Here is a 24,407-nt window from a genome sequence, read left to right as displayed (position 1 = left end):
TCCCTATCCACAAACCCCTCGATCGCCCTCTTCCACATTCAGACTATTGACCAAATAATCCCGAACCCAATCACAGCCTAAATCCAGGGGATTAGCGGTGAGGATATCATCCATATTCCAAACAATCACCTTGCGATCGCTGCTTCTAGATATCAATAACTGACCATCTGGGCTAAATTGTAAGGCAGTGACAGCCCCTTCATGGCCACTGAGAACATGCGATCGCCGGCCCTCCCGATCCCAAAGTTCCACCGCATTATCTAACGTCCCCACTGCTATCGAGCGACCATCAGGACTCACGTCTACACTATGTAAGCCGCGATCTGCCTGAAAAACTTGCACTGCAAACGTCTCTAAATTCCACAAGCGAATGGTTTGATCTTGACCCACGGACACAAGAAACTCACCATCAGGACTAAACGCCACATCAAACACACTCGCTTGATGTCCATCCAAAGTTTTTAATAACCTTCCATCCACATGCCACAGTTTAACCGTAGCATCGGAACTGGCAGTCGCCACTAACTGACTATCGGGACTAAAGTCTGTTCCCCAAACAATCGACTGATGACCTTGAAGCACACTGACGATAGAGCCATCTAACCGTTGAATCTCAATCGTGCCATTGTTAGAGCCATAGAGAGGGAGAACCATCTGACGATCCTTACTAAAACTGACTTTCCGAACACCGTCATTTTTCCCCGCAACAGCTAATCTCAGACTCGCATCTCGTCTCCAGACTTGCCCTGCGGTTGTCTTCACCTGGCCATCGGAATGTTCGTTTTTCCAGACTCCAATCTTATGAGGGTAGGAACCGGTTAAGGATTCAGGAGAAGACTGCCAATGATTAAGGGTTTCAGTCAAATCTAGTAACGGTAATTGGCGGCCATCCTGACTAACCAGGGTCTGGTTTTGGCGATCGCTTTCAGCAAAAATAGTCTGTAAGGGATGGGATAGTCGCCATAATTTCACCCTTGTATCCGCACTTCCAGAAGCTAGAGTCTGACCATCGGGACTAAAATCCAGGGCCCTGATCCGACTGCGATGACCAACTAAGGTGGCTATCTCTGTACCCTCGACTGTCCAAATTTTCACAGTGCGATCGTCACTAGCCGAGGCTAAGATCTGACCCTGGGGACTAAAGCGCAGATTCCAGATTTGTCCCTGATGTCCTTCTAAGGTTCTCAGTTCTTGAGGGTGAGGACTGGCTAAGTTCCAGAGTTTGATCGTCTGGTCTAAGCTAGAAGAAGCCAGGGTTTGGCCATCGGGACTGAAAACGATATCAGTGATGGCATTCTGGTGACCGTTGAGGGTCGCTTGGCGTTTGCCCTCTAATGTCCATAAAATAATCGTGCGATCTTCACTCCCAGAAGCGAGGATTTGCCCATCTGGGCTAAACCTCACCGTTCGCACTCCACTCTCATGGGGCAATGTTTTGAGTAATTGACCCTCCAGAGTCCAGAGTTTAACTGTACCATCCCTACATGCGGATGCCAGGGTTTGGCCGTCAGGACTGAAGGCAATGCCAAAGATAATGTTGGTATGGCCGGTTAAAGTCTTAAGTAATTCACCCTCCCTTGTCCAGAGTTTAAGGGTATTGTCCATTGCAGCAGAGGCAAGGATTTGACTATTGGGGCTAAAGGTAACAGCAATGACGGGCGCTTGATGACCTTGGAGGGTTTTGAGCAGAGCGCCTTCAGGTGTCCACAGTTTAAGGGTATGATCGGCGATCGCCGTAGCAATCAATTGCCCATCTGGACTAAAATCCAGTTCAGGAATTCCGGCTTGATTCCCCGATAAAATATTGGCTTCAACAATTTCATAGATTCCCTGTTCTAGGATTCTATCAACCTGTTGGTTTAAGGTTGAAGAACTATTATTCAGACTGTGTAGGCGACGTTTGGCTTTAATTCCTTCAACTAAAGCCAGCAATTTTTTATCAGCAATCAGGAGTCCCCTAGAGGAAGAAACCAACGCTCTAATTTCACTAATTCTGGCTTGTTGTTCGCTCAGTCTCGCTTGTCGAAATTGCCAAAAGGCCAAGATTCCCAATCCACTGGCAATCAGTAGAGCAAGACTGAGAACCCAGAGAAATTGGCGTTGTAAGTGAGCGAGATGTTGTTCTTGTTTTAACCGTGCTTCTACCTCTTTGGTGCGATCGGCTTCGAGGGCAGTTTGTACCGCTTGCCGATCCACCTCAACCGATGCCGATAAAAACTGATAATCCTCATTACTTAAACGTTTTCCTTGGGCCCAAACTTGGGCATCCTGAAGCGCTTGTCCTCGCAATAATCGGGACGTATCCGTTTGACCACTGATCGACCAAGCCTGTAACATTTGGGAGTAAGGGCGCAGATCATTTAATTGCTCTCTCACCCAGTCTTGATTAAAAATTTGCTCATAAATCCGAGTTTTAACCCGTAATACCCCCTTTTCCTTGATCGCCAAACCAGATAAGATCAGTTCAATCTGTTCCCAACTATCGTCATTGTGAACTCTCTCCCCTTGGAGGATACGCTGGTAAACACTCAAGAGTCGGGCACTGTGCTGGGGATTGTCGAGCAGGCGATCGCGGATTGTTTTTAAGTGTTCCGGTTCATCTTGAGATTGCCATTGATCGAGAATTTTTTCCCGGACAACTTGCTCGACCCAAAGTTCTTCATTTCCAGCTAATAATTTTGCTGATTTTTCATCGATCTCTTCACTCACTTGGGCAAGAATTTTAAACAACTTTTGGCTCAGAAAAGGCTGTCCATTTGTCCAATACAAAACCCGCTTGATAATTCGATTCAGATTCAGGTAATTTGCTGATAATTCCTGAGCTAAGGGTTGCATCTCAGAAAACGTAAATCCATTCAATTCTATGGCTGTGCCAATATTGAAGGGAGTTCGGGATGGATCGGCAATTAAATCGGAGGGAGTCGCCACCCCAAAAATGGCAAATGTTAATCGATTATAATCCGGTTCTAAAGCGCGTTGATTGTAGCAAAAGCGAATGAAAGCAAAAAAATCATTAATCGGGAAAGGCAAACTTAAAATACTATCAATCTCATCAATGAAAATGACTAGATTTTCTTGCTCAAATGTGGCGAACAAAATATCATAGATGAATTGGGTTAAGCGCTGGGTGATGGATAAACTCTCTTGAGTTTTCCACCATTCCTTTAAATTAAATGTCTTAAATAACTTAAATCCTCGTCTTAATTCACTTACGATCCCTTTATACCATTGTTCGGGAGTGATATGTTCACTGCCAATACTGGTTAAATCAACTGTGGCACATTTCCATCCTTCTTGCTCTAATTGATATCGGGTTCTGACCAATAGAGACGATTTGCCCATTTGTCGGGAATTTAAAACATAACAAAATTCACCCTTCTTCAACGCATTATATAACTGAGTGTCAGCCTGTCTTTGAATATAACTTGATGAATCTTTTCTTAAGCTACCACCAACCTGATAGATGGACATAATATAAATTAAAAATTACTTTAAAGTGACTTGATCCCTACCTTTTTCCTTGGATTGGTAAAGGGCTTGATCGGCTCGTTTGAATAGGTCATCTGGATGATCTTTGATGTAAGGAATGATACTAGCAATTCCCAGGCTAATCGTAACAATTTTAGACCCGACTTTAGAATTGATATTCTCAATTTTTAAGCTTTTGACTGCCTCCATAATATCTTCAGCCAGGTTCAGGGTAACAATCGGATTCTTCCCTGACAAAATGATGGCAAACTCTTCGCCACCATAGCGAGCCAGCAGATGATCGGTATGGTTGAGGCATTGGGCTATCTTTCGTGCGACTTTTTGTAGGCAGCGATCGCCTTCCTGATGCCCATAAGTATCATTATACTCTTTAAAGCAGTCAATATCAACCAAAACCAAGGAAATAAATAGCGTTTCTTTTAAGCATCTATTCCATTCATTTTCTAAGTAACTGTCAAAGCGGCGACGATTAGCCACTTGAGTTAAACTATCCGTATGAATCAATTGTTTTAGCTTTTGATTTTCCTGTTCTAGTTTTTCCAGATGCTGATTTGATGGGGAAGGCGTGATAAAGGCATAATTCAAGAAGAAATCGCGATAAAGTTCACAGGAAACTTGAGCGCGATCGCCCACAATACTGACTAATCCTAGACTCTCCAACTTATAAGCAACTCTTGGTTCTAAAACCAATCCTTCTTCCTCAGAGACTAACTCTTGAAATTGCTTAAATAGCTCGGCATCCTGCTGTAAACTCCCCCATTTCTTTTGTAAATGACGCTTATATATTTTTGTTTTCAACACATCATTATCTAGGAAATCTTTTAAGCATAAGTTAGATCGACAAAGAGAGTAAAAGAGTAAGCGAACTAAATAAGGGTGACCACCTGTTACGTTCATCACATATACCAGATCCGATGGATCGACTAAAGTCAATTTATGTCGCCTTAATAATTGTTCAACTTGTTCTATAGTAAAGGGGGGGAGTTGGATCGGAATGCCTACATTAAACGGAGATTGATTCAAATTGAACTTAACATAATTTTCCGTAGAATGGACAACAATCCATCGAAATCGATCAAACTCACTGACTTGTCTAGATTGTTCATACCAAAACCGCAACAAAGACAAAAAATCCTGAGCTAAATTTGGATAATCAAAGATTCGATTCACTTCATTGAGACTTAAGACAATTGGCGAATCTAAATGCTGCAAAATATATTCTTCTAAATATAACGTGCTACTGGCTTTAGCTCCGATTTCTTGATCCCAATACTCATCTAATTCATTCGGCAATTTGAGAGCTAAAGTTATTTTAATACAAAACCAACGTAAAAATCTATTTAAACTTGTATAAATAGATTCATCAATTTCCTGAAAGTCAATGGTAATTGTTGGATAACTTAAGGATTGAGCATGGGCAATAATCCGAATTAAGAGAGAACTTTTCCCCATCTTATGAGGCGCTTTAATCCGAATCAGACTGCCCGGTTTTTCTAACTCAGTACAAACTTCTTCTTCAATCGGGAACCGTTCAATATAAAAGGGAGAGCCAATAGGAACTGGGGAATATGGAGCTTCTATAGACCAGATTTGTTCAGAAGAAAAATTCATTGACTCACCCTCATTATAGGTCATGGGTAATGGGTAATGGTCAACTGTTTTTCATTTTTTATACAGATTGACTCCGATTGGTTCCTCATTACGGCCATACTCTATAGGATAGCAGATGTATGAGGAGTGTTTATCATTGCATGGCCTCTAATACTGGCAGTACAGACTTGGGTAATAACTTATTCTTAAACCAGATAATTGGGATAGGACACTCTTCTATCTTAACTCCAGCTTTTTCTAAATTCAAGCGGTCAGAGATGGCTAGAATTAAAGCTTTATCATCAATTTGTTTCACTTGATAAAACTTTTTCTGTAAATAACTCGGTCGCCAATAGCCCACAATTTCTAACAAAACTGACCGCCCATCGGGATGGACAAAGCGAAAATCCGGAATCATCACACTCCCGGGAATGGGGATTAAATCGACTTCTCGCTCTAAAACCCAATCGGTTTTCTGCTTGGCCCAGCGATCGGCAAAAGCGGATTCGAGCATACTATCATAGGATTTACCAGGGGGATAGTGGCTGACTAATTGACATTGAGAATCTAAAGAAAACTTACCTTGTTTGGGTGCGCCAGTATAGAAATCACGAGTTTGCAAATTAGCTTCTATGCTCCACTTTGTAACATGTAGTAGAGCGGGAATCAACTTAGCTAAAGCGAGTCCATAGCGGGTACTCACCCGTAGTAAACTGGATGGCCCATCAATAGTAATCGTAAATCCATGGTCAGCATCTCCTTCAATATAAGACATCAGTTGAAAGAGTTTTAAATAGCGGAATAAGAGCTTATATTCTCCAGGAACATTGCGATGGGCATTAATTTTAATATGGGTGGCGCGATAAAAAATTCCTTGGACTTGGGAAAGATTATAACGGTGGAGGAGTGGCTCAGGTTCTGGGGGATCGAATTGGGTAAAGATACGATTTTCGATTAAATCAGAATAAAGCCCTTGACGCAACTCATCAATAGCAACTTCTCGCTTCAGTTCTTGGCTCAAACTTTGGGCAACTTGATTTAAGGTTTGTTCTGTCCAGTCTAGTCCCGGCCGACCTTGGGCAGCTTGGGCAAAGATGCGTTGTCTGAGGAGGGGAGGGTCGAGGGGACTGATGGTTTCAAACGTAGAAAAGCTGCTTTTCAATAAATGAGCGAGTCCGCGCTTAATGCGAAAATCGGGACTTTCGCCTTCAAATTCCTGTAAGCTGCGATCGAGGTCTTTTTGGGGTTGACTGATATGATCTTGAAAACAGGCAATTAAGTCGGTGGCGATGCCTATCCAATAGCGGTCTAATTTTAATCGTTTGGGAATGATGGTTTCACCGCTATAGCGATAAATGAGTAATTCGCTCGGCAGCATGATTAATTAACAATTAAAAATCAATAATGGGTCTAGTAAATTATTGTAGTGGACTGTTTTACCTAAAATAGGGCTTTGTTTGGTGTAAGCACGAAGAGTGCTTAAAAGCCTAGCTGGAGAGGGTTAAAACCCTCACTACAAACAAAATCTAATGTAGTTTGGGTTGAGGAACGTTTTGCTTCGCGACATGTTCAAGTCCGCTTTGCGGAAACATGTCGGCTTTGCCGAAAACCCAACCCTATTCCCTATTCCCTGATGTAAGAATCCAATTCACGCCATCAGCTAAATCTGTGGCGATATAATCGGGTCGGGTATGGTGTTGATAGTCTCCGGAAAGTACCCGCGAACCATAACCGGTTTGGACTAAAATGCCTTGACATCCGGCATTATGGGCCATATCAATATCGGTGGCTTTATCGCCCACCATAAAACTAGCACTGAGGTCTAAATCGTGTTCCCATGCGGCCGCGACTAACATGCCGGTATTGGGTTTGCGCCAGGTACTCCATCGGGCAAATTCCGGGTTAGTACCGCCTTCTGGGGGGCTGAGATAGGGGCACACGAAGAGGGTATCTAAGACGGCTCCAGCTTCGGTTTCTAGGAGGTTACAGAGGCGCTGATGGAGGGCATGAACATGATCCATACCATAATAAGAACGGGCTGGGCCAGATTGATTGGTGACTAAACAACAGAATAAGTTGCGATCGTTTAAACGACGTACAGCTTGAGCAACACCGGGAATGAGATTGAGGTCTTCTACTCGATGGATATAGCCGACTTCCTGGTTAAGGACTCCATCGCGGTCTAGAAATACGGCAGGTTTCATGGGGATAGGGGGATGGGGGAATAAGGGATAAGAAAATAATAGAGATCGCCGGCCAAAGGTTGCCAAGAACCGATAACAGTTGAATTGGACATGAATTAACCTTACCAAGGCATACCAAGTTGGTTCAAGTTAATAACCATCGCTGATTGAAATGATTGAGGATGAAACCAATCAACTTTATTTAAGTCCGATAAGTGTTTGGGAAGCTCTTTTGTTGGCAGAGAAAAAGCGAGTTGTTTTAGAGCCAAAAAGTTCGCTTTATTTACAGACATTTTTCCAATTTATAAATCCAGTAAACAAGCTGGGTAATTGGTGGAATCAAAGAGAGTACAGTTATGACGACTATCCTATTAATTAGTGGTATATTTGGATTTATATCCTTTTCTGGATCGACAAAAAAACATCGCAAAACCCAGGAAACATAAGCAAATAACTGAAAAATACGATCCAATAATTTCCGATATATTTCCACTGGAATGTGTTTCCTTCCAACATCTCAAACACTTGGATGTAAACGGCAAAATAATACATCTCATCTCTTCAGTAGCAATGGTAGCCAGTAGTCCCAAAATCATCCCAACAATTGCGACTCTAATTTCCCGACTCATAGCTGTTTTATAATTTGATGACATCAACTCCTAATATAAACCGTCACCGAGAGCGAGCGAATGTTTGTAGTGATTGCTCTAGCCCTCTGTAGCTAGGCTTTTAAGCACTAAAGTGCTTACTACAAACAAAGCACTATTTTAGGTGAAACAATCCACTACGGATAGAGTTAATGCGTAAGTCCTGTCAAAGTTATAGCAAGACGCTTTGCCCATTCTCCGACCTTATTCCCTATTCCCTAGCGCGAAGCACCTCTGCCCTCTCCCATCGGCTTTGCCCAGGGCAGAGCCGAAGGGAGAAGGGGCTGGGAGATAAGGGCAAACAATAGAGAGCTAACTGCCGAGAATTTTCTCCAGTACCATTTGGGGGGTGATATCTGCCATTTTGCCTGTAGGGGAGGGGATACCGATATATTTATCGCTGGCAGGCAGTAATTTTTTCGGGTCTGTGGGGCCAAATAGGGCAATGGTAAAGCTTTTCACGGCCACAGACAAATGCATAGGGGCACTATCGGTACAAAGCATTAAATTGGCATTGGCAATCATAGCTGCCAGTTTACCTATATCTGGTGGAGACGTGACCTTCAAGTTGGGATTTCCTTGTAGGAGTTGGTTAACCAGAGCTTCATCTTCAGGGCCTTTCAGTACCACTATGGGTAAATCTGGCTGTTGCTGGTTGAGGGTTTGGACAATTTCTTGCCATTTTGCCACCGGATAAATTTTATCAATGCCTTTGGTTTGGGCTAATTGGCTAGACCCACCGTGAATTAAGAGATAGCCCCCTTCACCAATACCGAGGTCTTGCTGCTGCTTTTCGGCCCATTCAATGTCTTTTTTGGGCACATTGATGGAGAGTTCGGGACAAGGGCTGGTGATATCCAAACCTTGGAGCAGGTCATAATACATATGAGCCGCATATTGCTCGGTTTTCAGGGGAATGGGTTTAGAGAGGAACATTGACCCCGGGCCTTGGTAACTGATGCGGGTAGGAATACCCGTGAGCCAGAGAAGGAGTCCGACTGTCCAGCGTTGACCGAGGGAGAGGGCAATTTCATATTCGCGATCGCGTAAAATGCCCAATAGGTTTCCCCAGTCTGCTGGAGAGTTGCGGTCTTTGAAGTCAAAGGCAAACACATCGTTGACGGACTGACTGACGCGATATGCTCCCTTTGACCGAGGTTCAACAATGACATCGATTTCAGCTTTGGGATAGGATTGTTTCAGGCGATCGAGAGTCGGGAAAAATAAGATTTGATCCCCAATGCCACCCGGAACAAGGGCTACTACTTTCATGACCTTCTGTAGAATATATGAACGCTTGCATTGTATCCGTTGTCTTAGGCCCACAGAGCAATTTTCATCGAAATGACTCGTCAACCCCACGATCAATTTGCCAAAGCCTACCTGAAAGAACTCCTCGAACCCCTAGGAACTGTGGAAGTTAGCCGCGAAATTCCAGGGGAAACCTTGCAAATTGACCTCTTTTTCCAGCCCTCCCCGGAACCTCCCAGCAATCCTCCACCCTTGGGTTTACTGGCTCAACTGGCTTCTACGCCTTGCCTGTGGGAACCCTTTCGCAACTGTCCCAGTAAACGAGAAATTAGCAGTTGTGTCCTTAAACTGCTGTACATCCATGGCGAATTCTACCGTCAAGCCAAGCGAGATACACAACCGATAGAGACCCAAACCTTACCTACCCTGTGGATTTTAACCTCCACTGTATCGGAAAGAGTCTTAGATCTCTGTGGCGCTCACTCAGACGCAGAAAACTGGTGTACCGGAGTTTACCGGTTTGCTGAGATTTTCCACACCGGAATCATCGCGATTAACCAACTCCCAGAAACCCCAGAAACCCTCTGGTTAAGACTGTTGGGAAAAGGGGGAACCCAGAAAAGAGCGATCGAACAAGTGCTAGAACTGCCAGAAAATGATCCACAACGGCGTAATATCCTAGAACTCATTGGGATATGGCGAATTAATGTACAAGCTAAGATAGATCTCAATCCCGAAGACCAGGAGTTAGTTATGGAATTATCACCGGCTTACTTAAAATGGCGAGAAGATACAGTACGAGAAGGTATTCGACAAGGAATACAAGAAGGTATTCAACAAGGGATACAAGAAGGTGTTCAACAGGCTAACGAGTGACCATTGAAACGTTATTAAGAACGCGGTTTGGTTCTTTGGATGAGGAGTTAGGGGGAATGATAGACAGCATGATGGAACGGTCTCTAGAAGAGTTGATTCCAGTCTGTATGCAGGCTTCTCGTGAGGAGATGTTAGCCCGGTTTAGTCCAGAGAATTAATGTCCTTGTGTTCCCAGAAGCTGGGTTTCTTGAAGAAACCCGGCTTCTAGCTGGCGTATCGTAGATGGTAAACTACAGAGACACAGAGAAGGAGGGCGGGTTTAGGAAATTGACTCGTAGGTATTCTAGTTAATGGTAAAACCCGCCCCTACAAATCAATTGTTTCGGCTGTCGCCGACATGAAAATTATTAATTGTTAATTCATAAGGACTATGCATGTATTGATTCCAGCAGCAGGGATGGGCAAGCGGATGGGGAGCGATCGCAATAAGCTCTTATTAACCGTATTGGGCGATCCTTTACTGGCTTGGACGCTACGAGCAGCAGAAGCAGCGGAAACTGTTGAGTGGATTGGAATTATGGGACAACCGACTGATTTTCCGGCGTTTGAGGAGATTATCGGTCGCTTAGGCTTGCAAAAACCCATCCATTTGATTGTGGGGGGTTCGACGCGCCAAGAATCGGTTTACAACGGCCTACAGGCGCTGCCAGAGGGCGCTGAGAGGGTTTTGATCCATGATGGGGCCCGGTGTTTGGTGACTCCGGAGCTGTTTGACCGGTGTGCGATCGCCCTTCAAGAGTGCGAGGGGTTAATTGCGGCTGTGCCTGTCAAAGATACCATTAAGGTGGTCAATACCGAGCATTGGATTGAAAGTACCCCCAACCGCGCCGATCTTTGGGCTGCCCAAACGCCCCAAGGGTTTGCGGTAGACGCAATTAAAGACTGTCATGAAAAGGGACGCGCCAAGGGCTGGGAAGTCACCGATGATGCAGCTTTATTTGAGCAATGCCAGTTACCAGTAAAAATTGTCAGGGGAGAAGAAACGAATATTAAAGTAACGACTCCCATTGATTTGGCGATCGCCGAGCGCATTCTGCAACAGCGATCAACCGATCTCTAACCACTAGGATCGGCAGAAAAAAGAGGCTCTTACCCCATCAAAATCACGGTATCTATCACATGGATAATGCCATTGCTGGCTTCAATATCTGGGGCTAAAACCGTGGCATTTTTCACTTCAAAAATTTCACCACAGCGAATGGGAATGGGGGAACCTTCCAGAGAGGTCACACTTCCGAGATTCTTTAATTCATCGGTTGTATAGCGTCCAGCAACCACATGATAGGTCAGGATACGCTGAAGTTGGGGAATATTCTGCACCAAACTCTCTACGGTTCCCGGTAATAATTTGGCAAAAGCATCATCATTGGGGGCAAAAACCGTGAGGGGGCCAGGTTGTTGGAGTGCTTCAACTAGCCCAGCCACTTTAACGGCTGTGACGAGGGTGGAGAAGGCATCATTACTGACTGCAATTTCAACAATGTTGGGCATTTTTTCGGGAATAGGGAATAGGGAAAACTTAGTTTCTAGGGGTTGGGGCAATCAACGATAATCTTGGCTTTGGATATCGGGTAAACGAGCTTCTGGGCGGAGGAAGCGATCCATTTGGGATTCAAAGAATTGGCGATTTTTTAATAAGTGTTCGGGGTTAGGATCGTCTAAGGGATACAGTAGGGCAACTCTTAAAGCTTGAATAACCGCAGAGGTAACATTATACATCGATCGCTGGAAGGTAATTCCCAACTGAATCAGCATATCATATTCTCCTCGACAGTATTTTTGGTAATACTCTTCTAAATAAGGAGGGAGGAAATGGAGCATATCTTGCATTAAAAGAGTTGGGGGAATGCCTGCGGTTCCCACCGGGAAAACATCGGCGTAGAGAATGCCATAGTGAAAGTCTTTTTGCTCTTCGGGAACTTGTTTAGCTTGGGCGTTGTAGGACTTGGTTCCTCGGAAGGGCGCAGTACGGTAAAACACGGCTTCCACATAGGGCAATGCTGCTTCATAGAGCCACATAAACCCTTTAGATTTGGGAATAATTTCATAACATTCATCACCGATATAGACATGGTGATAAATGGGTCGTCCGGCAGCAATGAAGATACCATTAACCAGAAAATTCATGGCATCGGGGACCGTTTTGAACTCTCCGGCATCATAAAGATCGCTCATTTCAAAAAACACGGGAGCCATGACTTCCCAGAATAAGCCCAAGTTAGCGTAGTAGGAGAGTTCGCGCACCTTTTCGTAGAACATTTGCGGGAAGAGCTTATAGAGTCCCAACATCAAGGGATTGCCCTTAAAATAAGCTTTAATGGCCTTATCACAGTTGGCGAGATATTCCTCACTCTCCAGATAGTCATAAAACTGACCCCCCATTCCTTGATGCCAGAGCATGGCACGCATACAGGCTTCGGCAAACTCCATGTTTACGCGATCGTGCCAGAGATGATGGAAAATTTTTGGGAGTTTTTTCTTCAGTTCTCCCTTGTCCATAAATTCCAATAATTCCGGGTGAGCGCTGGCTTCTCCTTTTTGCCAAACTCGAAAATCTGCGGTGTCTCCGGCATAGTGATTAGGGAGATCTAAATACTCTTGGGGTAAGAAGTATTTAAAGAAGGGTAAAGGGTCAAGAAAAACGCGCTCGGCAATATAGAGTAAATCTCGCCAATAGAAATCCATCGGCACAGCATAGGCTTTATAAATGCCGATAATTTGCATCAGGTTTTCCGGGGTATCCGGTAACATGGAACCACCGGCTTCTAGACGATGGATGACTTCGGCATATTTGTGGGTTGAAGGCGGAATTTTTGTGGTTGGTGACTCTAGAGTTTCAGGCATAGTTTTACTAGGGAACAGGGAATAGAGGTTGCTAACCCGTTAAGGCTGTGTGCATTTTGTCAAGTCCTAAGCGCAAGCAAGTTAAACCCATTGGATAACACTATATATATAGTAGGGTGGGCAGGGCAACATTTGTATAGGAATAGGCAATGGGAAATATTATTAAATATCCAAATAACTGCTGCTGCTCTGGTCGGTATGCAAATAAATCCCTGTGATGACAATGGAACTGTGACCTATTCCTGGTAAGAAATTTGTAAACTCTTCCCCGAAAAGCGATCGCCATGGCGCTCCCGGTAGCAATGAATTATTAACAATTCACATCGCCTCAACCTAAACTGTCCGAATCTTTTAAGGGATGACTTCAGAGGGATGAACGACCGTAATTTCGGAAAATCGCCGAAAGTCCGCCGTATTATAAGTTAGGATATAGGTCAAGTTACTAGCTAACATGACAGCAACCAGTCGAGCATCATGGACATTCGCTCCTCTGACTTGATAGCGCTTGACCAATTGTCGCCACTGAGGATAAATGGTTGGTAGATCGGGGAGAACTGAAAAAATCCCTTCTAGTCGGGTCAACTCCGCATCCGCTTGTTCAACAGACATTCCCAAACCATTTTTGGCTATAGGCCGAGTACAAACGTTCCAGAACTCAATGAAATTTTGGGAACACAGACAAACCCGATCATCACCTTGCAAGAGAGTACCGAGGGCCCTGGAAGCTTCCGGGTGCATGGGGTGGGTCACTTGAATACTGCGAAGCAGTAAGTTGGTGTCAATGAGGTAATGGTTCAGCTCTCTTCTCCATAAATACTTTCGCGACTGATGGCGCGATCCGATAATACCGGCAAATTCATGTCTCTATGGCTTTCTATCCACTCGTAAAAGGCTCTAGTGCGTTGATTGAGAAACTTTGGCGTTTCCTCTGGTTCAACCCAGTGTTCTAAGAGCATTTTGAAGTCAGCTTCAATTTGTTCGGTTGGGAGGTTGGTGAGTTTCTCGAGTGCGGTAATAATAGTCTCTAGCTCTTGCTGATGCTCTTGTTGCAGACTCTGAAAATAGTCTGCGGCCTGAACTTGGGTTGAGTTCTTGGAGCGATCGATTTCCATGGCCATGGCTCTTATAATGAAAAATTAATAATGAAGAACGAAGAACGTTGTAGTGGAGGGCGGTGCATTATACTCGACTACATAACAGAGGAAACCAAGAAATAGTTGCATTCATTCTCTATTCTCCATTATCCATCATCCATTCATTGTTAATTGATATAAAGGGCAAAAGGGCAGAGAAGCTAAAACGTCCTGGGTGGGAGACGGACAACCCGCAGCCCGATAGGGTCGTCGAATCGAAGGTCGGAATTGCCGTAGCTCCGAAACGCAGAGCGACATTCCCCAGGATCGTCCTCCCAAGAACCGCCGCGTATAACTCTTGGGCGATTGCTCTTGAATAAATTGACTAAAAAATCATTATAGGCATTATAACAATTATCATTCTGTTCTTCATCCCATACTGACCTGTCTTCTGGCGCTCCTTCATAATTTGAGTGCCAGGGGTCTGCACACCATTCCCAGACATTTCCATGCATATCATAGAGACCAAAGCCATTGCTTACGCCAAAAGAACCAACAGCAGTGGTTTGTTCTCGATCTTCTCCTTTTGGCCCTTTACCATAAGTGGAGTTGCCATAATAGTTAGCGATATCTGTTGTTAAGGTTTCTCCAAAATGGAATGGGGTTGTTGTTCCTGCTCGACAAGCATATTCCCATTGAGCTTCTGAAGGTAAACCATACGCTCTACCCGTATATTGAGATAATCTGGCACAAAACTCTACTGCATCTTGCCAAGAAACCCTGTCTACAGGTCGGTTCTCTCCTTTAAAAACTGAAGGATCAGGATCAAGTCCTTCCTCAATAGTTGGCACGTTATTAACAACTGCTTTCCACTGAGCTTGAGTTATGGCATAGCGACCCATGAAAAAACTAGAGACTCTTACCTGATGCTGTGGCCCTTCATTATTACTACGCTCTAACTCATTTTTGGGTGACCCCATCAAGAAAGTGCCTTCAGGGATCTTGACCATATCTAGATATATTCCCTTGCCCAAGTTTTCCCGGTAATATTGAGCTTCCCCATTTTTCCGCTCAGTGATTTCACCTCGACCGTTTACCGTTACTACTTCAAAGGTAAATTTCGGCGGTTGCCTTGGCACAAGTTTTGCTATTTCGGGTTCTGGCATTATTTCTTCCGTTAAGGCTTTCAACTCAGTTTCACGATCCTAAATTGTCTGTTTTAATTGTTGAATCTGAGCATCATATTTACGCCTACGAATTGGACGAGTTTCGTAACGTCTTGTGTCTTCTAGCTCCTTCAGAAGTTCAAGATCTTTCTTGAGTTCTTCTTCAATTAACTCAAGCAGGCGACTCACAACTTACCTCTGCTTCACTGCGATCGCAAGAACAAGCTTAGTAGGGTGGACAGGGCAAGAGGTGTAGAAGTTGAATATGATCGCTTCGCCACTCCTCCTGCCCACCGTACAGGCTACCCGCTAGTCATCATATTCTTCATCATCATGATACCGAATGTCTACCACTGTGCCATCGGCATAGGTGAGGGAAAAGGCATCAAATTCTCCATCATCGAATTCTCCGGTGACCGTGATTTCATCTCCGATATTCAGATTCAAGTCTTGCGACCAACGGGGGCCAGCATCGACGACTATAGTTCCGGTGGAATCTTGGAGAATAAACTCATTTTCATCGGTTTCTCCCCAACCAGTAATTGTGCCAGAAATAGTGGTATTTTCCTCTCGATTTAAGTTGCTAATGGAGGTGTTTTGAGCCTGGGTTGCTCCAGAGACAGCGAGGGAAATGGGGAGGGCTAAAATAGCCGCCATTAATGTGCCTAAAGTTGTTAATTTCATAGTCGAGATCTCCTCTATATGGGTAAGTTTTGAGCAATTTCAATCCGAGCAGGTTGATGCAGTTCAGCGACGATGCGGTTGGTGGTTGGTTCCATCCAGCGCAATAGGAAATTGGGTTGAATGCCTAAAAAGAGGATAATGGCGGTTAGGACTAAGGCTGGCCATTGTTCGCTCAGGGTAACGCGGGCATAATAAGCGCGAGAATTATCTAATTTACCGAAACAAGTGCGGTTAATTAAGATGACGAAATAGACGGCTGTTAATCCTGAAGAGAGGATGCACAGTAGGGTAGGAATGGGGAAGGTAGCAAAACTGCCTTGAAAGACGATAAATTCAGCCGCAAATCCAACTAGACCAGGGATACCAGCACTAGCCATTCCGGCTAAAATCAGGAGGGCACTGGTGAGAGGTAGGCCGCGAATGGGGTTCATTAAGCCGTTGAGAACCTCCAGATCGCGGGTGCCGGTGGTTTGTTCGACAATACCGACAAGGAAGAAGAGGAGGGCAAGAATTAAGCCGTGGGCAATCATTTGGGCGATCGCCCCCAAAACACTCAACTCAGTCCCTGCCGCCCCTGCAACCAGGATATACCCCATGTGACCAATCGAACTATAGGCGACCATGCGTTTAATGTCCCGTTGGGCGATCGCACTTAAGGCTCCATAAATGACGCTGACTGTCCCAATAATGGCTAACCCTGGGGCAATGGTTTCCCAACCTACAGGAAACAGTTGCAGTCCAAAGCGCAATAAGCCATAGGTTCCCAACTTAGAGAAAATCCCACCGAGCAGTACCGTGGTACTGGGGGAGGCTTCAACGTAAGTATCTGGCATCCAGGTATGGAGGGGAACTAGGGGAGTTTTAATACCAAATCCAATCAGGAGTGCAGTCAAGAGAAGGATTTGGGTAATCAGATCCAGGCTATTGATGTCTAGATCGCTAAACTCAAAACTACCCGAGTCACCCAGGAACACAAGTCCTAAGAATCCTACGATTACCATTAAGCCGGAAACGGCGGTATAGAGGAGAAACTTGGTTGAAGCATAACCCCGTTTTTCTCCTCCCCAAATGGCAATGAGTAGGTAAAAAGGAATCAGTTCTAATTCATAGAAGATGATAAATAAGAGCAGGTTTTGCGCCATTAGAGCGCCGGCAATTCCACCGTTAATCAGTAAGATCAGGCTGTCATGAAGACGAGAGCGTTCGAGATCTTTACGGTTGGTGTAGAGGGAAATGAGGGTTAAAAGGCCATTGAGAACGAGCAGAGGCAAGGAGAGACCATCAACACCGACACTATAGTTTAGACCCAGGGGTTGAATCCAAGTATGGAATTCACTAAATTGGACTGCGCTCAATTCTGGTGGGTTGAGGTCAAATAATTTGAGTAAATAGAGACTCCAACCGAAACTGGCAAGACTGGCAATAGTGGCGATCGCCCGACTCGATTGGGGTTTAGGATAGAGGAAAATGGCGATCGCGCCTAATAAGGGAATCAGGAGTAAGGCAGATAGCATAGGGAGGGTTGATTAAGGGAAAGCAGAAATTAGGGGATAAACGAGTAATAATCCAAAGAGAATGGTGCCCATAAGGATCGAGAGGGCATAAAACTGTACTTGTCCCGTGGTGTTGTATTTTAAACCTTCACCACTGGCGATGGTGAACAGACCGATCAAATTCACTGCACCATCGACTAAGATGCGATCGAACCAATCAATAAATTTGGCCAGAAATCCCACAATAGCGATGACCGTTACTTTATAGAGTTGGGCAGTGTAGAAATCGTAGGCAAAGAAATCTTGAATTCCTGGAACAGGAAGTTTAATGGGTTTGGGGATTCGGTCGCCAACATAGAGGAATAAGGCAATCCCAGCACCGATTATAGTCGAGCCAATTAGCAATAAAGAGGCGGGTTGTATTACTAAGCTCAGAGCAGGTAATAGTCCTAAAACGGCTAATAATTGGGGTAAATGGAGGGCAACACCGAGTAAAACCATCATCGGTAAAACGAGTGCCCATAATCCTTCTGGCGATCGCTTTGTCCAATCTGTAATGGAACCCGTAAATAGTTGTCCGAACACCCGCGCTAAACTACAGGCGGTTAATCCATTCACCAATAACAAAACGGTTAATAAAGTTGGGGATAACCCATGGGCAATTTCTGCAAGTCCCCAGAAACATCCGAGGGGAGGAACCGCCACTAATGAGAGAGCGCCGACTACATAGCAAATACCAGAAATGGGACGACGAGACCACAATCCACCCAGTTGAGTAATATCCTGGGCAATATTGTTTAGGATAATACCGCCTACCGCCATTAACATCAGCGCCATGGCGATCGCATAGGTCAACAGCAGCATTAACGCTCCTTGACTGTTTCCAGTCCCCACTGCGATAAACACAATGCCTAAATAACTACTGGTGGCATAAGAAAATACACGTTTAATATCCACTTGAGCTAAGGCGATCGCCGCACAACTAACGGCAGTAAACGCCCCCACCGCAATTTCTGTATTCACCACAAAGGGCGATAACTCCAAAACCGGCTGCATCTTAATTAACACCCAAGCCCCGGTAGAAACCACGACCGCATTTCGGAGTACCGTTGCTGGCATCGGCCCTTCCATTGCCTCATCCAACCACAGTTGTAGGGGAAATTGAGCACATTTCCCCAACGGTCCAGCCAGCAGTGCTAAACCCAATAAAGTGGCGACTGTCGGATTCAACTCTACCGTATTCGCCCAAACGGTTAATTCATCATAATTCCAGGTTCCGGCCAGGGGGTAAAGAGCAACTACACCCATGAGTAAAACTAAGTCACCGACTCGCTTGGTCAGAAACCCATCCCTTGCACCCGTCACCACCAGAGACTGATTAAACCAGAAGCCAATCAGCAGGTAAGTTCCCAAGGTGAGGATTTCCAACATCACGTAGCTGAAAAATAAGGAGTTGGCCAGCATGAGAACCGCCATCCCTGCCTCAAAAACAGCCAGCAGAGCATAGAATCGGGGCCAACCCCAATCCATTTCCATATAGCCCATGGCATAGATTTGGGTGAGAATATTCAAGCCCAAAATCACCACTAATGCACCGACCGTGGTGGCTGAAACTTCAACATCAAAAGTAATATCCAGATTAGCGGCATGGAGCCAATTGAGGGAATAGTGAGTGGGCGCACCCCACACTTCCCGTAAACCGAGGAGACTATGGATAAAAGCCGCCAATGTCATTAATAAGTTAATATAACCAGCCGGTCGAGGGCCGGTTCGCCGAATCAAACCCGGTGACCAAGGAATTGTCATTAATAGACCGAGGATGGCATAAGCCGGGACTAACCAAATCGTTTGACTGAAGGTGTTCATGGGTGAGTCAATCATCCATTGGGGAGGAAAAGAGGAGCTAGACTTAAGCAATCCAAGTAGGATTACTTCTTGCCTCATCATTTTAGATGTTGCATTGCTAAAAGTCTATACCTTAAGCTGGATTGTAAAATGTTCTCGATCAAAAAACAAACGCGATCGAGCTGTGGCGATCGCCCCTTTCATCAGGGGTCAGAAGGCTTATGTGCGATCGGTAGCGGATTTATAAGCATCACTTACACTCAATATAAGTGAGTCGATTCGAGACACCAACGGCGCTCTTTGAAACTCTCTTTGAGATTTTCCCTTCCCCAAGCCCCACATAACCCTTGCAGTTGTTGAGACTTACCCTTTCTTAAATGAGACAAGAGGACTCAGGACACTAAGCACTTTACCTTCAAACCCTAATGCTAGTTGACTCAAATTCAGAGTTGTTGCATTCAGTAATACAAGCAAAAATAAAGTTATAAAAAATGCTTTAATTTTCTGTTATCCCCAATGGGGTTGAAGTGCTTTTTAAAGTTGATTATAGTAGTGCGTGGGGTTTGTGATGAAGATGCTAATTGCGATCAAACCCCATCTGCTTCTTCTTTTCAAGCTTCTTATCCTGTACTGAGAAGTGGGAAAACCTAGTTTCCCTATTCCCGATTCCCTAGCTGGCTAAGGATTTACCAATCACCTGAACCTTTCCTCGTTGTACTCCTCTTAGGATGCGACAAGCGGCTTTGTGTTCTTCGGTTCCAACTCCAAAGGTTTGGGACATGACTTGCAAGAAGAAGAATTCTTCGGCAGAGATTGCATTCATGGCTCCGACTGAAGCAAACAGATGTGAGATGTAGTCAGATAGTCTTTCTTTTGTGGATAGCATGGTATTCTTCCTCATTTCTTATGTTTTTATTGTCTTCAAAATTTTCTATTTAATGGGTGACACCCCTCATCGTGGAGGATGATCTTCATACGAGCTGAACTGTGATGGTAATTGAGCCGCCTTGGCGACGCAGATCACTGTCAGGCGATCGCGTCGTTTCTGTGTCTCAGTTGGTTACCAAATCAGAGCCAGAGCGATAAGCTGTGGGTGAAATCTTCCGGTTTGTGAGTATGCGTAAACTAAGTCTCATTGCGTTGGGCCTATCATTGAGTTTAGGATTTGCCCTCAGCCCCCTTATGTCCCAACCCTCAGCAACAGCCCAAAATCGAACGGCTAGAGGTCTGGTGATTAAGCCGAGTGCCTATAGCGTCGAAGAAACAGAGAAACGCTTCATTCAAGTCCTTGAATCGAATGGGTTGAATGTTTTTACGACTGTCGATCATACCCAGAACGCTGCGAATGCTAATTTAGAGCTACCGCCTACCCGTGTGGTGATTTTCGGTAACCCTATGGCTGGAACGCCACTCATGCGGTGTCAGCAAAGCATCGGTATTGACTTGCCGCAGAAGCTGCTCATTTTTCAAGATGAGCAGGGCGTAAAAATTGCCTATAATGATCCGCGCTACCTCAGCCAACGACATGCCCTAGAGGGTTGTGGGGCGCAGGTTATTAATAAGATGGCTGAAGCACTCAATGGATTAACAGAACAAGCAATTAACCCCTAGATGTACGCGATCGCCATCACGGTAGAGACAAGGCACACCTTGTCTCTACAGCTTGTAATTATAGCGCTGCGCGGTATGGTACTTACAAGTTATAGCGATTCTCTCTTCTATGGAGTACAGCTTGAAGCCTTAGAGCCTAAGCAATACAAGCTATCGCCATTCGTGCCAATTCCCTAGCGCGCAGGGCTATAATTCAACGGACTTGATATCACCGTCACGACCAGTGATTTGTTGGAAGTTAAAAATTCTCTTTTATCCACATAAACATGACTTCGTCATTTGGACTCCATGATGCCAATGCATGGAAACCATCATTGCCGCGATTTTTATCAGGAAACTCAGGAGTCGAATAGACCATAGATCCTTCATAAATCTTGGGTTCCCACCAATACGGGCCTTGTAGAAAAAAATTACTTTCCTCAGTTAATCCGGTTTTTGGCTCTAGACCTAAGTCTGACATCAATGAAAAAAATTGTTCTTCATCCAATTTTGCTTTCCAGAGCCATTCCGAGTCTATAAAAGATGCTTTATAGTAGTATTTGGAATCTTCAAGCGGTGAGATTTTTTCAACTGCTTTCTCCAGATAATATAATTCTGGAATCCCGCTCCTTTTGGGTGGAAAATCCACTAACCTAGAAACTCCAAGAGACAAAGCCACGACCACAAAAGATATCCAGCAGATCTTAGCAATTCGGCTACGGGTAGTTGAGCAGAGTAAGTCGATTGGTGTCCGGAATTTCGATCTGCCAACCAAGTTGTAGAGTACAATCGTGATTCCCGTCGTCACAAGAGGCCACCATAATACACCAGAGGGTGCAGCAACAATAAAAAAAGCAACAATAAAAAAAGACCAGGGTTGTAGAAGAAGGGCAGGAAGAGATATAGAACCTATTGCCGCCCCTAAAAAAATATCTCTGTAGATTATTCCCATCAGGAAACCCAACTGAAAAACAAATGCCGCCAAGTAATTGATCGTTAGCAGCAAAAATATTTTTCCCGCTATTTTTTTCATTCTTTTCTTTTAACTATTGTTTCATCTAAAATAGTGCATTAGCTGCAATTCGTTGTAGGGGTTTAGCCCTAAAATGTTCGGAACACTAAAGTGCAACAACGGAGGAAATCTAATGCATGAGGGTATGGGTTTATTTCTCCCCGTCTCCCCTATTCCCTCACCTTCTGCCAGAAGTCTATGACTCAACCAGCACTGCGTCCCCACAAGGCTAACCCACCGCCCCGCCCGCGAGCAGCAATCAACTTATCTTGGACTAAAAAATAGTTGAAAAACGCTAGTTCGCGGATGGGCGCACCATAAAATCGGGCATTGCGATTTTCTCCGTTGCGAATCAGAGTAGAAAATAAGACTTTATCGAAGAACTTGATTTGCATGGTGGTAAAGTCAAAAGCTAGCAGGGAATTAGACTTTAACCGTTTAGCCGGCCCAAAAACCACTAGAGTAAACAAACCAATTTGAATCCGGTTCTCTACTTCCCCCGCTTCAAATTTCTCTCGATCGATACCTTCTAAATCAGCCAACGGATGATACACCAATTGAATCGGAATCAATCGCAGTAAGGTCTGCGCTAACCTCATCTGCGTTAAATTGAGCGATCGCCCCTGTTTTTCCCCCGTGATCCAACATAAGCGCCAAGCTCCGCTCAGTTGCTCGAAGCCATAGGGCATTTTCTCCCTTTTCGCCAACTTTTCCCAAGCCAACAGTTCCTCTACTACTTCCCCCGCAGGAGGAGCCACTACTTGGGGATTAAACATAGATGCTACTGTTTGTTCCAATACCGCCAAATTCGCCATGTTCATTACCCGGTTTATCGATTCAATCTTATAAAGCCTTTCTCTTTTATGGCAAACTGAAGAAAAGCCTGCTAAATCAATCGATCCATCCCCTAGGCAAATATCACCAGGAGATCTCGTAGACTGATGAGCCAAAAACCCATCCTTCTTTGGTATCGTAACGATCTACGATCGCACGATCATGAACCCCTAAACCAAGCCCTGAAAACCGGCGCTGTGTTGATTCCTGTATATTGTTTTGACTCTCGTTGGTTACAGAACACCTCTTTTGGATTTCCCAAGATGGGGGTTTTTCGAGCTAAGTTTCTCCTGGAAAGTGTTGCTAATTTGCGCCAAACCTTAAGAGATCTAGGGAGCGATCTGATTATCCGCCAAGGCTTACCGGAAAACGTGATTGCCCAGTTAGCCATAACCCTAAACGTCAGTGCCCTTTATTATCATCAGGAAGTCACAGCAGAAGAAAAGTTAGTAGAAACTGAACTCAATAAAGCCTTAAGCCAACATCAGATTAGTACCCAGGGCTTTTGGGGGTCTACATTGTACCACCCTGAAGACTTACCTTGGGCGATCGCCGATATCCCCGAAGTCTTTACCCCCTATCGGAAACCCGTTGAAAAAAGCTCTAGGGTACGTCCTACCCTTCTTACTCCTGATGCTCTTCCACCCTTACCGAATTCCCTTAACGTCGATCTGGGAACTCTCCCCAGCTTAGAAGAGTGGGGACTAGAACACCCCCGCTCCGATCCAAGAGCCGTTTTATTTTTCAGGGGTGGAGAAAAAGCAGGACTACAACGGATACAAGATTATATTTGGCAGGGCAATCATTTAGAACATTATAAAAAAACTCGCAATCAAATGTTAGGGGCAGATGGCTCTTCTAAATTTTCTCCCTGGTTAACCTTCGGTTGTCTATCTCCCCGTTTGATTCATGAAGAAGTGCAAAACTATGAATCGGAACGAATCAAAAATGAATCGACTTATTGGCTAATTTTTGAACTCATGTGGCGCGATTATTTTCGCTTCATTTGTGCCAAACATGGGAATAAAATTTTTTACGCCTCTGGACTGCAAGGATTATCTTTACCCTGGAAACAGGATTGGAAACAATTTGAACGCTGGCAACAGGGAATTACTGGATTTCCTTTAGTAGATGCCAATATGAGAGAGTTATCCACCACTGGGTTTATGTCGAATCGAGGTCGGCAAAATGTCGCCAGTTTTCTGACCAAAAATTTGGGTATGGATTGGCGCATGGGCGCGGAATGGTTTGAATCGTGTTTAATCGATTATGATCCCTGTAGCAATTGGGGAAATTGGAATTATTTGGCAGGAGTTGGCAATGATGGACGTGGATTCCGCTATTTTAATATTGCTAAACAATCTCAAGAGTATGATCCTAAAGGACAATATGTTAAGCATTGGTTGCCTGAATTAGCCCATGTTCCACCGACTAAAATTCATCAACCGTGGAAGTTATTAGCAGTGGAACAAAAACGGTTTGGTGTGCAGATGGGGGTGGATTATCCTTTACCGATGGTCGATTTAAGTGAATCGATGCAAATGAATCGCCATATTTATGAGATTACTAAATCTTAGGGAATAGGGAGTAATAGAATTGCCTTCATCTGCGTGTCTGGAGTTGCCCGCGTCTGGAGCGTCCCCCTATCCCCGTATCAACCCTTATATCAAATCCTTAAATGGTTGCTATAGCAAAGAAAGGGAGAGTTAGGACAATATCTTAAAAGCTTCTATGATGGCATCATAAAGGGCTTCACACTGGTTCTTGAGTTTTCCCACCTCCTTCTTCAGGCGCTCCCAAAAGTGTTCAATTTTATTCAAATCCGGGGAA

24 protein-coding genes are annotated in these 24,407 nt (G+C 44.6%); 7 read left to right on the top strand and 17 right to left on the bottom strand.

Annotation, left to right across the window (positions count from 1 at the left end; all coding sequences use genetic code 11):
• Positions 1-3: 3 nt before the first annotated feature.
• From J7529_RS17755 to J7529_RS17740, 4 genes are all read right to left on the bottom strand, one after another.
• Complete coding sequence (locus J7529_RS17755; RefSeq protein WP_318730079.1) at positions 4-3,471, bottom strand: AAA-like domain-containing protein; 3,468 nt, start codon at positions 3,469-3,471, stop codon at positions 4-6.
• 15 nt (positions 3,472-3,486) lie between these two features.
• Positions 3,487-5,100, bottom strand: a complete 1,614-nt coding sequence (locus tag J7529_RS17750) for an AAA-like domain-containing protein (RefSeq protein WP_271940011.1) — start codon at positions 5,098-5,100, stop codon at positions 3,487-3,489.
• 133 nt (positions 5,101-5,233) lie between these two features.
• Positions 5,234-6,457 carry a DUF790 family protein gene (locus J7529_RS17745; RefSeq protein ID WP_318730078.1) on the bottom strand — a complete coding sequence of 408 codons (1,224 nt, stop codon included), beginning with the start codon at positions 6,455-6,457 and terminating at the stop codon, positions 5,234-5,236.
• 238 nt (positions 6,458-6,695) lie between these two features.
• Positions 6,696-7,283, bottom strand: a complete 588-nt coding sequence (locus tag J7529_RS17740; protein ID WP_318730077.1) for an HAD family hydrolase — start codon at positions 7,281-7,283, stop codon at positions 6,696-6,698.
• Between the two features lie 151 nt (positions 7,284-7,434).
• On the opposite strand from J7529_RS17740, the gene J7529_RS17735 reads away from it, so the two are divergent.
• Positions 7,435-7,641 (top strand): hypothetical protein, encoded by a 207-nt coding sequence (locus tag J7529_RS17735; RefSeq protein ID WP_318730076.1) that lies wholly within the window; start codon positions 7,435-7,437, stop codon positions 7,639-7,641.
• A gap of 580 nt (positions 7,642-8,221) precedes the next feature.
• On the opposite strand, the gene J7529_RS17730 is transcribed toward J7529_RS17735, so the two are convergent.
• On the bottom strand, positions 8,222-9,181 hold the full coding sequence (locus J7529_RS17730; RefSeq protein ID WP_318730075.1) for a glycosyltransferase family 9 protein: 960 nt from the start codon (positions 9,179-9,181) through the stop codon (positions 8,222-8,224).
• Between the two features lie 72 nt (positions 9,182-9,253).
• Between J7529_RS17730 and J7529_RS17725 the strand changes: the two genes are divergently transcribed.
• The 3 genes from J7529_RS17725 to ispD all read left to right on the top strand — a co-directional run bounded on the left by J7529_RS17725 (position 9,254) and on the right by ispD (position 11,096).
• Positions 9,254-10,036, top strand: coding sequence for a hypothetical protein (locus tag J7529_RS17725; protein ID WP_318730074.1), 783 nt, complete (start codon positions 9,254-9,256; stop codon positions 10,034-10,036).
• Positions 10,033-10,194, top strand: coding sequence for a hypothetical protein (locus J7529_RS17720; protein WP_318730073.1), 162 nt, complete (start codon positions 10,033-10,035; stop codon positions 10,192-10,194). The genes J7529_RS17725 and J7529_RS17720 overlap by 4 nt, the downstream gene beginning before the upstream one ends.
• Before the next feature lie 212 nt (positions 10,195-10,406).
• Positions 10,407-11,096, top strand: a complete 690-nt coding sequence (gene ispD / locus J7529_RS17715) for a 2-C-methyl-D-erythritol 4-phosphate cytidylyltransferase (protein ID WP_318730072.1) — start codon at positions 10,407-10,409, stop codon at positions 11,094-11,096.
• Positions 11,097-11,125: 29 nt separating this feature from the next.
• Here ispD and J7529_RS17710 read toward each other — a convergent pair whose 3' ends face one another.
• The 9 genes from J7529_RS17710 to J7529_RS17670 all read right to left on the bottom strand — a co-directional run bounded on the left by J7529_RS17710 (position 11,126) and on the right by J7529_RS17670 (position 19,162).
• Positions 11,126-11,527 carry a fasciclin domain-containing protein gene (locus tag J7529_RS17710; protein WP_318730071.1) on the bottom strand — a complete coding sequence of 134 codons (402 nt, stop codon included), beginning with the start codon at positions 11,525-11,527 and terminating at the stop codon, positions 11,126-11,128.
• A gap of 51 nt (positions 11,528-11,578) precedes the next feature.
• Positions 11,579-12,880, bottom strand: coding sequence for a CO2 hydration protein (locus J7529_RS17705; RefSeq protein WP_318730070.1), 1,302 nt, complete (start codon positions 12,878-12,880; stop codon positions 11,579-11,581).
• 351 nt (positions 12,881-13,231) lie between these two features.
• Entirely contained in the window at positions 13,232-13,663 is a 432-nt protein-coding gene (locus J7529_RS17700) for a type II toxin-antitoxin system VapC family toxin (RefSeq protein WP_318730087.1), read from the bottom strand.
• An 11-nt stretch (positions 13,664-13,674) separates the two neighbouring features.
• Positions 13,675-13,998: a hypothetical protein gene (locus J7529_RS17695; RefSeq protein ID WP_318730069.1), complete on the bottom strand. Its 324-nt coding sequence runs from the start codon at positions 13,996-13,998 to the stop codon at positions 13,675-13,677.
• A 176-nt stretch (positions 13,999-14,174) separates the two neighbouring features.
• The gene (locus tag J7529_RS17690; protein WP_318730068.1) at positions 14,175-15,119 is read right to left on the bottom strand and encodes a formylglycine-generating enzyme family protein; all 945 of its coding nucleotides are present in this window, start codon (positions 15,117-15,119) and stop codon (positions 14,175-14,177) included.
• Between the two features lie 39 nt (positions 15,120-15,158).
• Positions 15,159-15,308, bottom strand: a complete 150-nt coding sequence (locus J7529_RS17685) for a hypothetical protein (protein WP_318730067.1) — start codon at positions 15,306-15,308, stop codon at positions 15,159-15,161.
• Positions 15,309-15,428: 120 nt separating this feature from the next.
• The gene (locus J7529_RS17680; RefSeq protein WP_318730066.1) at positions 15,429-15,803 is read right to left on the bottom strand and encodes a hypothetical protein; all 375 of its coding nucleotides are present in this window, start codon (positions 15,801-15,803) and stop codon (positions 15,429-15,431) included.
• 14 nt (positions 15,804-15,817) lie between these two features.
• Entirely contained in the window at positions 15,818-17,317 is a 1,500-nt protein-coding gene (locus tag J7529_RS17675; RefSeq protein ID WP_318730065.1) for an NADH-quinone oxidoreductase subunit M, read from the bottom strand.
• 12 nt (positions 17,318-17,329) lie between these two features.
• Complete coding sequence (locus tag J7529_RS17670) at positions 17,330-19,162, bottom strand: NAD(P)H-quinone oxidoreductase subunit F (RefSeq protein ID WP_318730064.1); 1,833 nt, start codon at positions 19,160-19,162, stop codon at positions 17,330-17,332.
• Here J7529_RS17670 and J7529_RS17665 point away from each other — a divergent pair.
• Positions 19,161-19,388: a hypothetical protein gene (locus tag J7529_RS17665; protein ID WP_318730063.1), complete on the top strand. Its 228-nt coding sequence runs from the start codon at positions 19,161-19,163 to the stop codon at positions 19,386-19,388. The genes J7529_RS17670 and J7529_RS17665 overlap by 2 nt on opposite strands.
• Before the next feature lie 423 nt (positions 19,389-19,811).
• On the opposite strand, the gene J7529_RS17660 is transcribed toward J7529_RS17665, so the two are convergent.
• On the bottom strand, positions 19,812-20,027 hold the full coding sequence (locus J7529_RS17660; RefSeq protein WP_271940025.1) for a hypothetical protein: 216 nt from the start codon (positions 20,025-20,027) through the stop codon (positions 19,812-19,814).
• Between the two features lie 296 nt (positions 20,028-20,323).
• Between J7529_RS17660 and J7529_RS17655 the strand changes: the two genes are divergently transcribed.
• Positions 20,324-20,752, top strand: coding sequence for a DUF302 domain-containing protein (locus J7529_RS17655; RefSeq protein ID WP_318730062.1), 429 nt, complete (start codon positions 20,324-20,326; stop codon positions 20,750-20,752).
• A gap of 238 nt (positions 20,753-20,990) precedes the next feature.
• On the opposite strand, the gene J7529_RS17650 is transcribed toward J7529_RS17655, so the two are convergent.
• Both J7529_RS17650 and J7529_RS17645 read right to left on the bottom strand, forming a co-directional pair.
• Positions 20,991-21,764 (bottom strand): hypothetical protein, encoded by a 774-nt coding sequence (locus J7529_RS17650; protein ID WP_318730061.1) that lies wholly within the window; start codon positions 21,762-21,764, stop codon positions 20,991-20,993.
• A gap of 182 nt (positions 21,765-21,946) precedes the next feature.
• Positions 21,947-22,693, bottom strand: coding sequence for a hypothetical protein (locus tag J7529_RS17645; protein ID WP_318730060.1), 747 nt, complete (start codon positions 22,691-22,693; stop codon positions 21,947-21,949).
• On the opposite strand from J7529_RS17645, the gene J7529_RS17640 reads away from it, so the two are divergent.
• Positions 22,685-24,154: a DASH family cryptochrome gene (locus J7529_RS17640; RefSeq protein WP_318730059.1), complete on the top strand. Its 1,470-nt coding sequence runs from the start codon at positions 22,685-22,687 to the stop codon at positions 24,152-24,154. The two genes, J7529_RS17645 and J7529_RS17640, sit on opposite strands and share 9 nt — an antisense overlap.
• Positions 24,155-24,407 lie beyond the last annotated feature (253 nt).

The sequence above is a fragment of the Roseofilum sp. Guam genome (assembly GCF_017746735.1).
Lineage (GTDB): Bacteria > Cyanobacteriota > Cyanobacteriia > Cyanobacteriales > Desertifilaceae > Roseofilum > Roseofilum reptotaenium.
The sequence above is the reverse complement of the archived record's forward strand: the minus strand, read 5'-3'. Positions and strand labels throughout refer to the sequence as shown.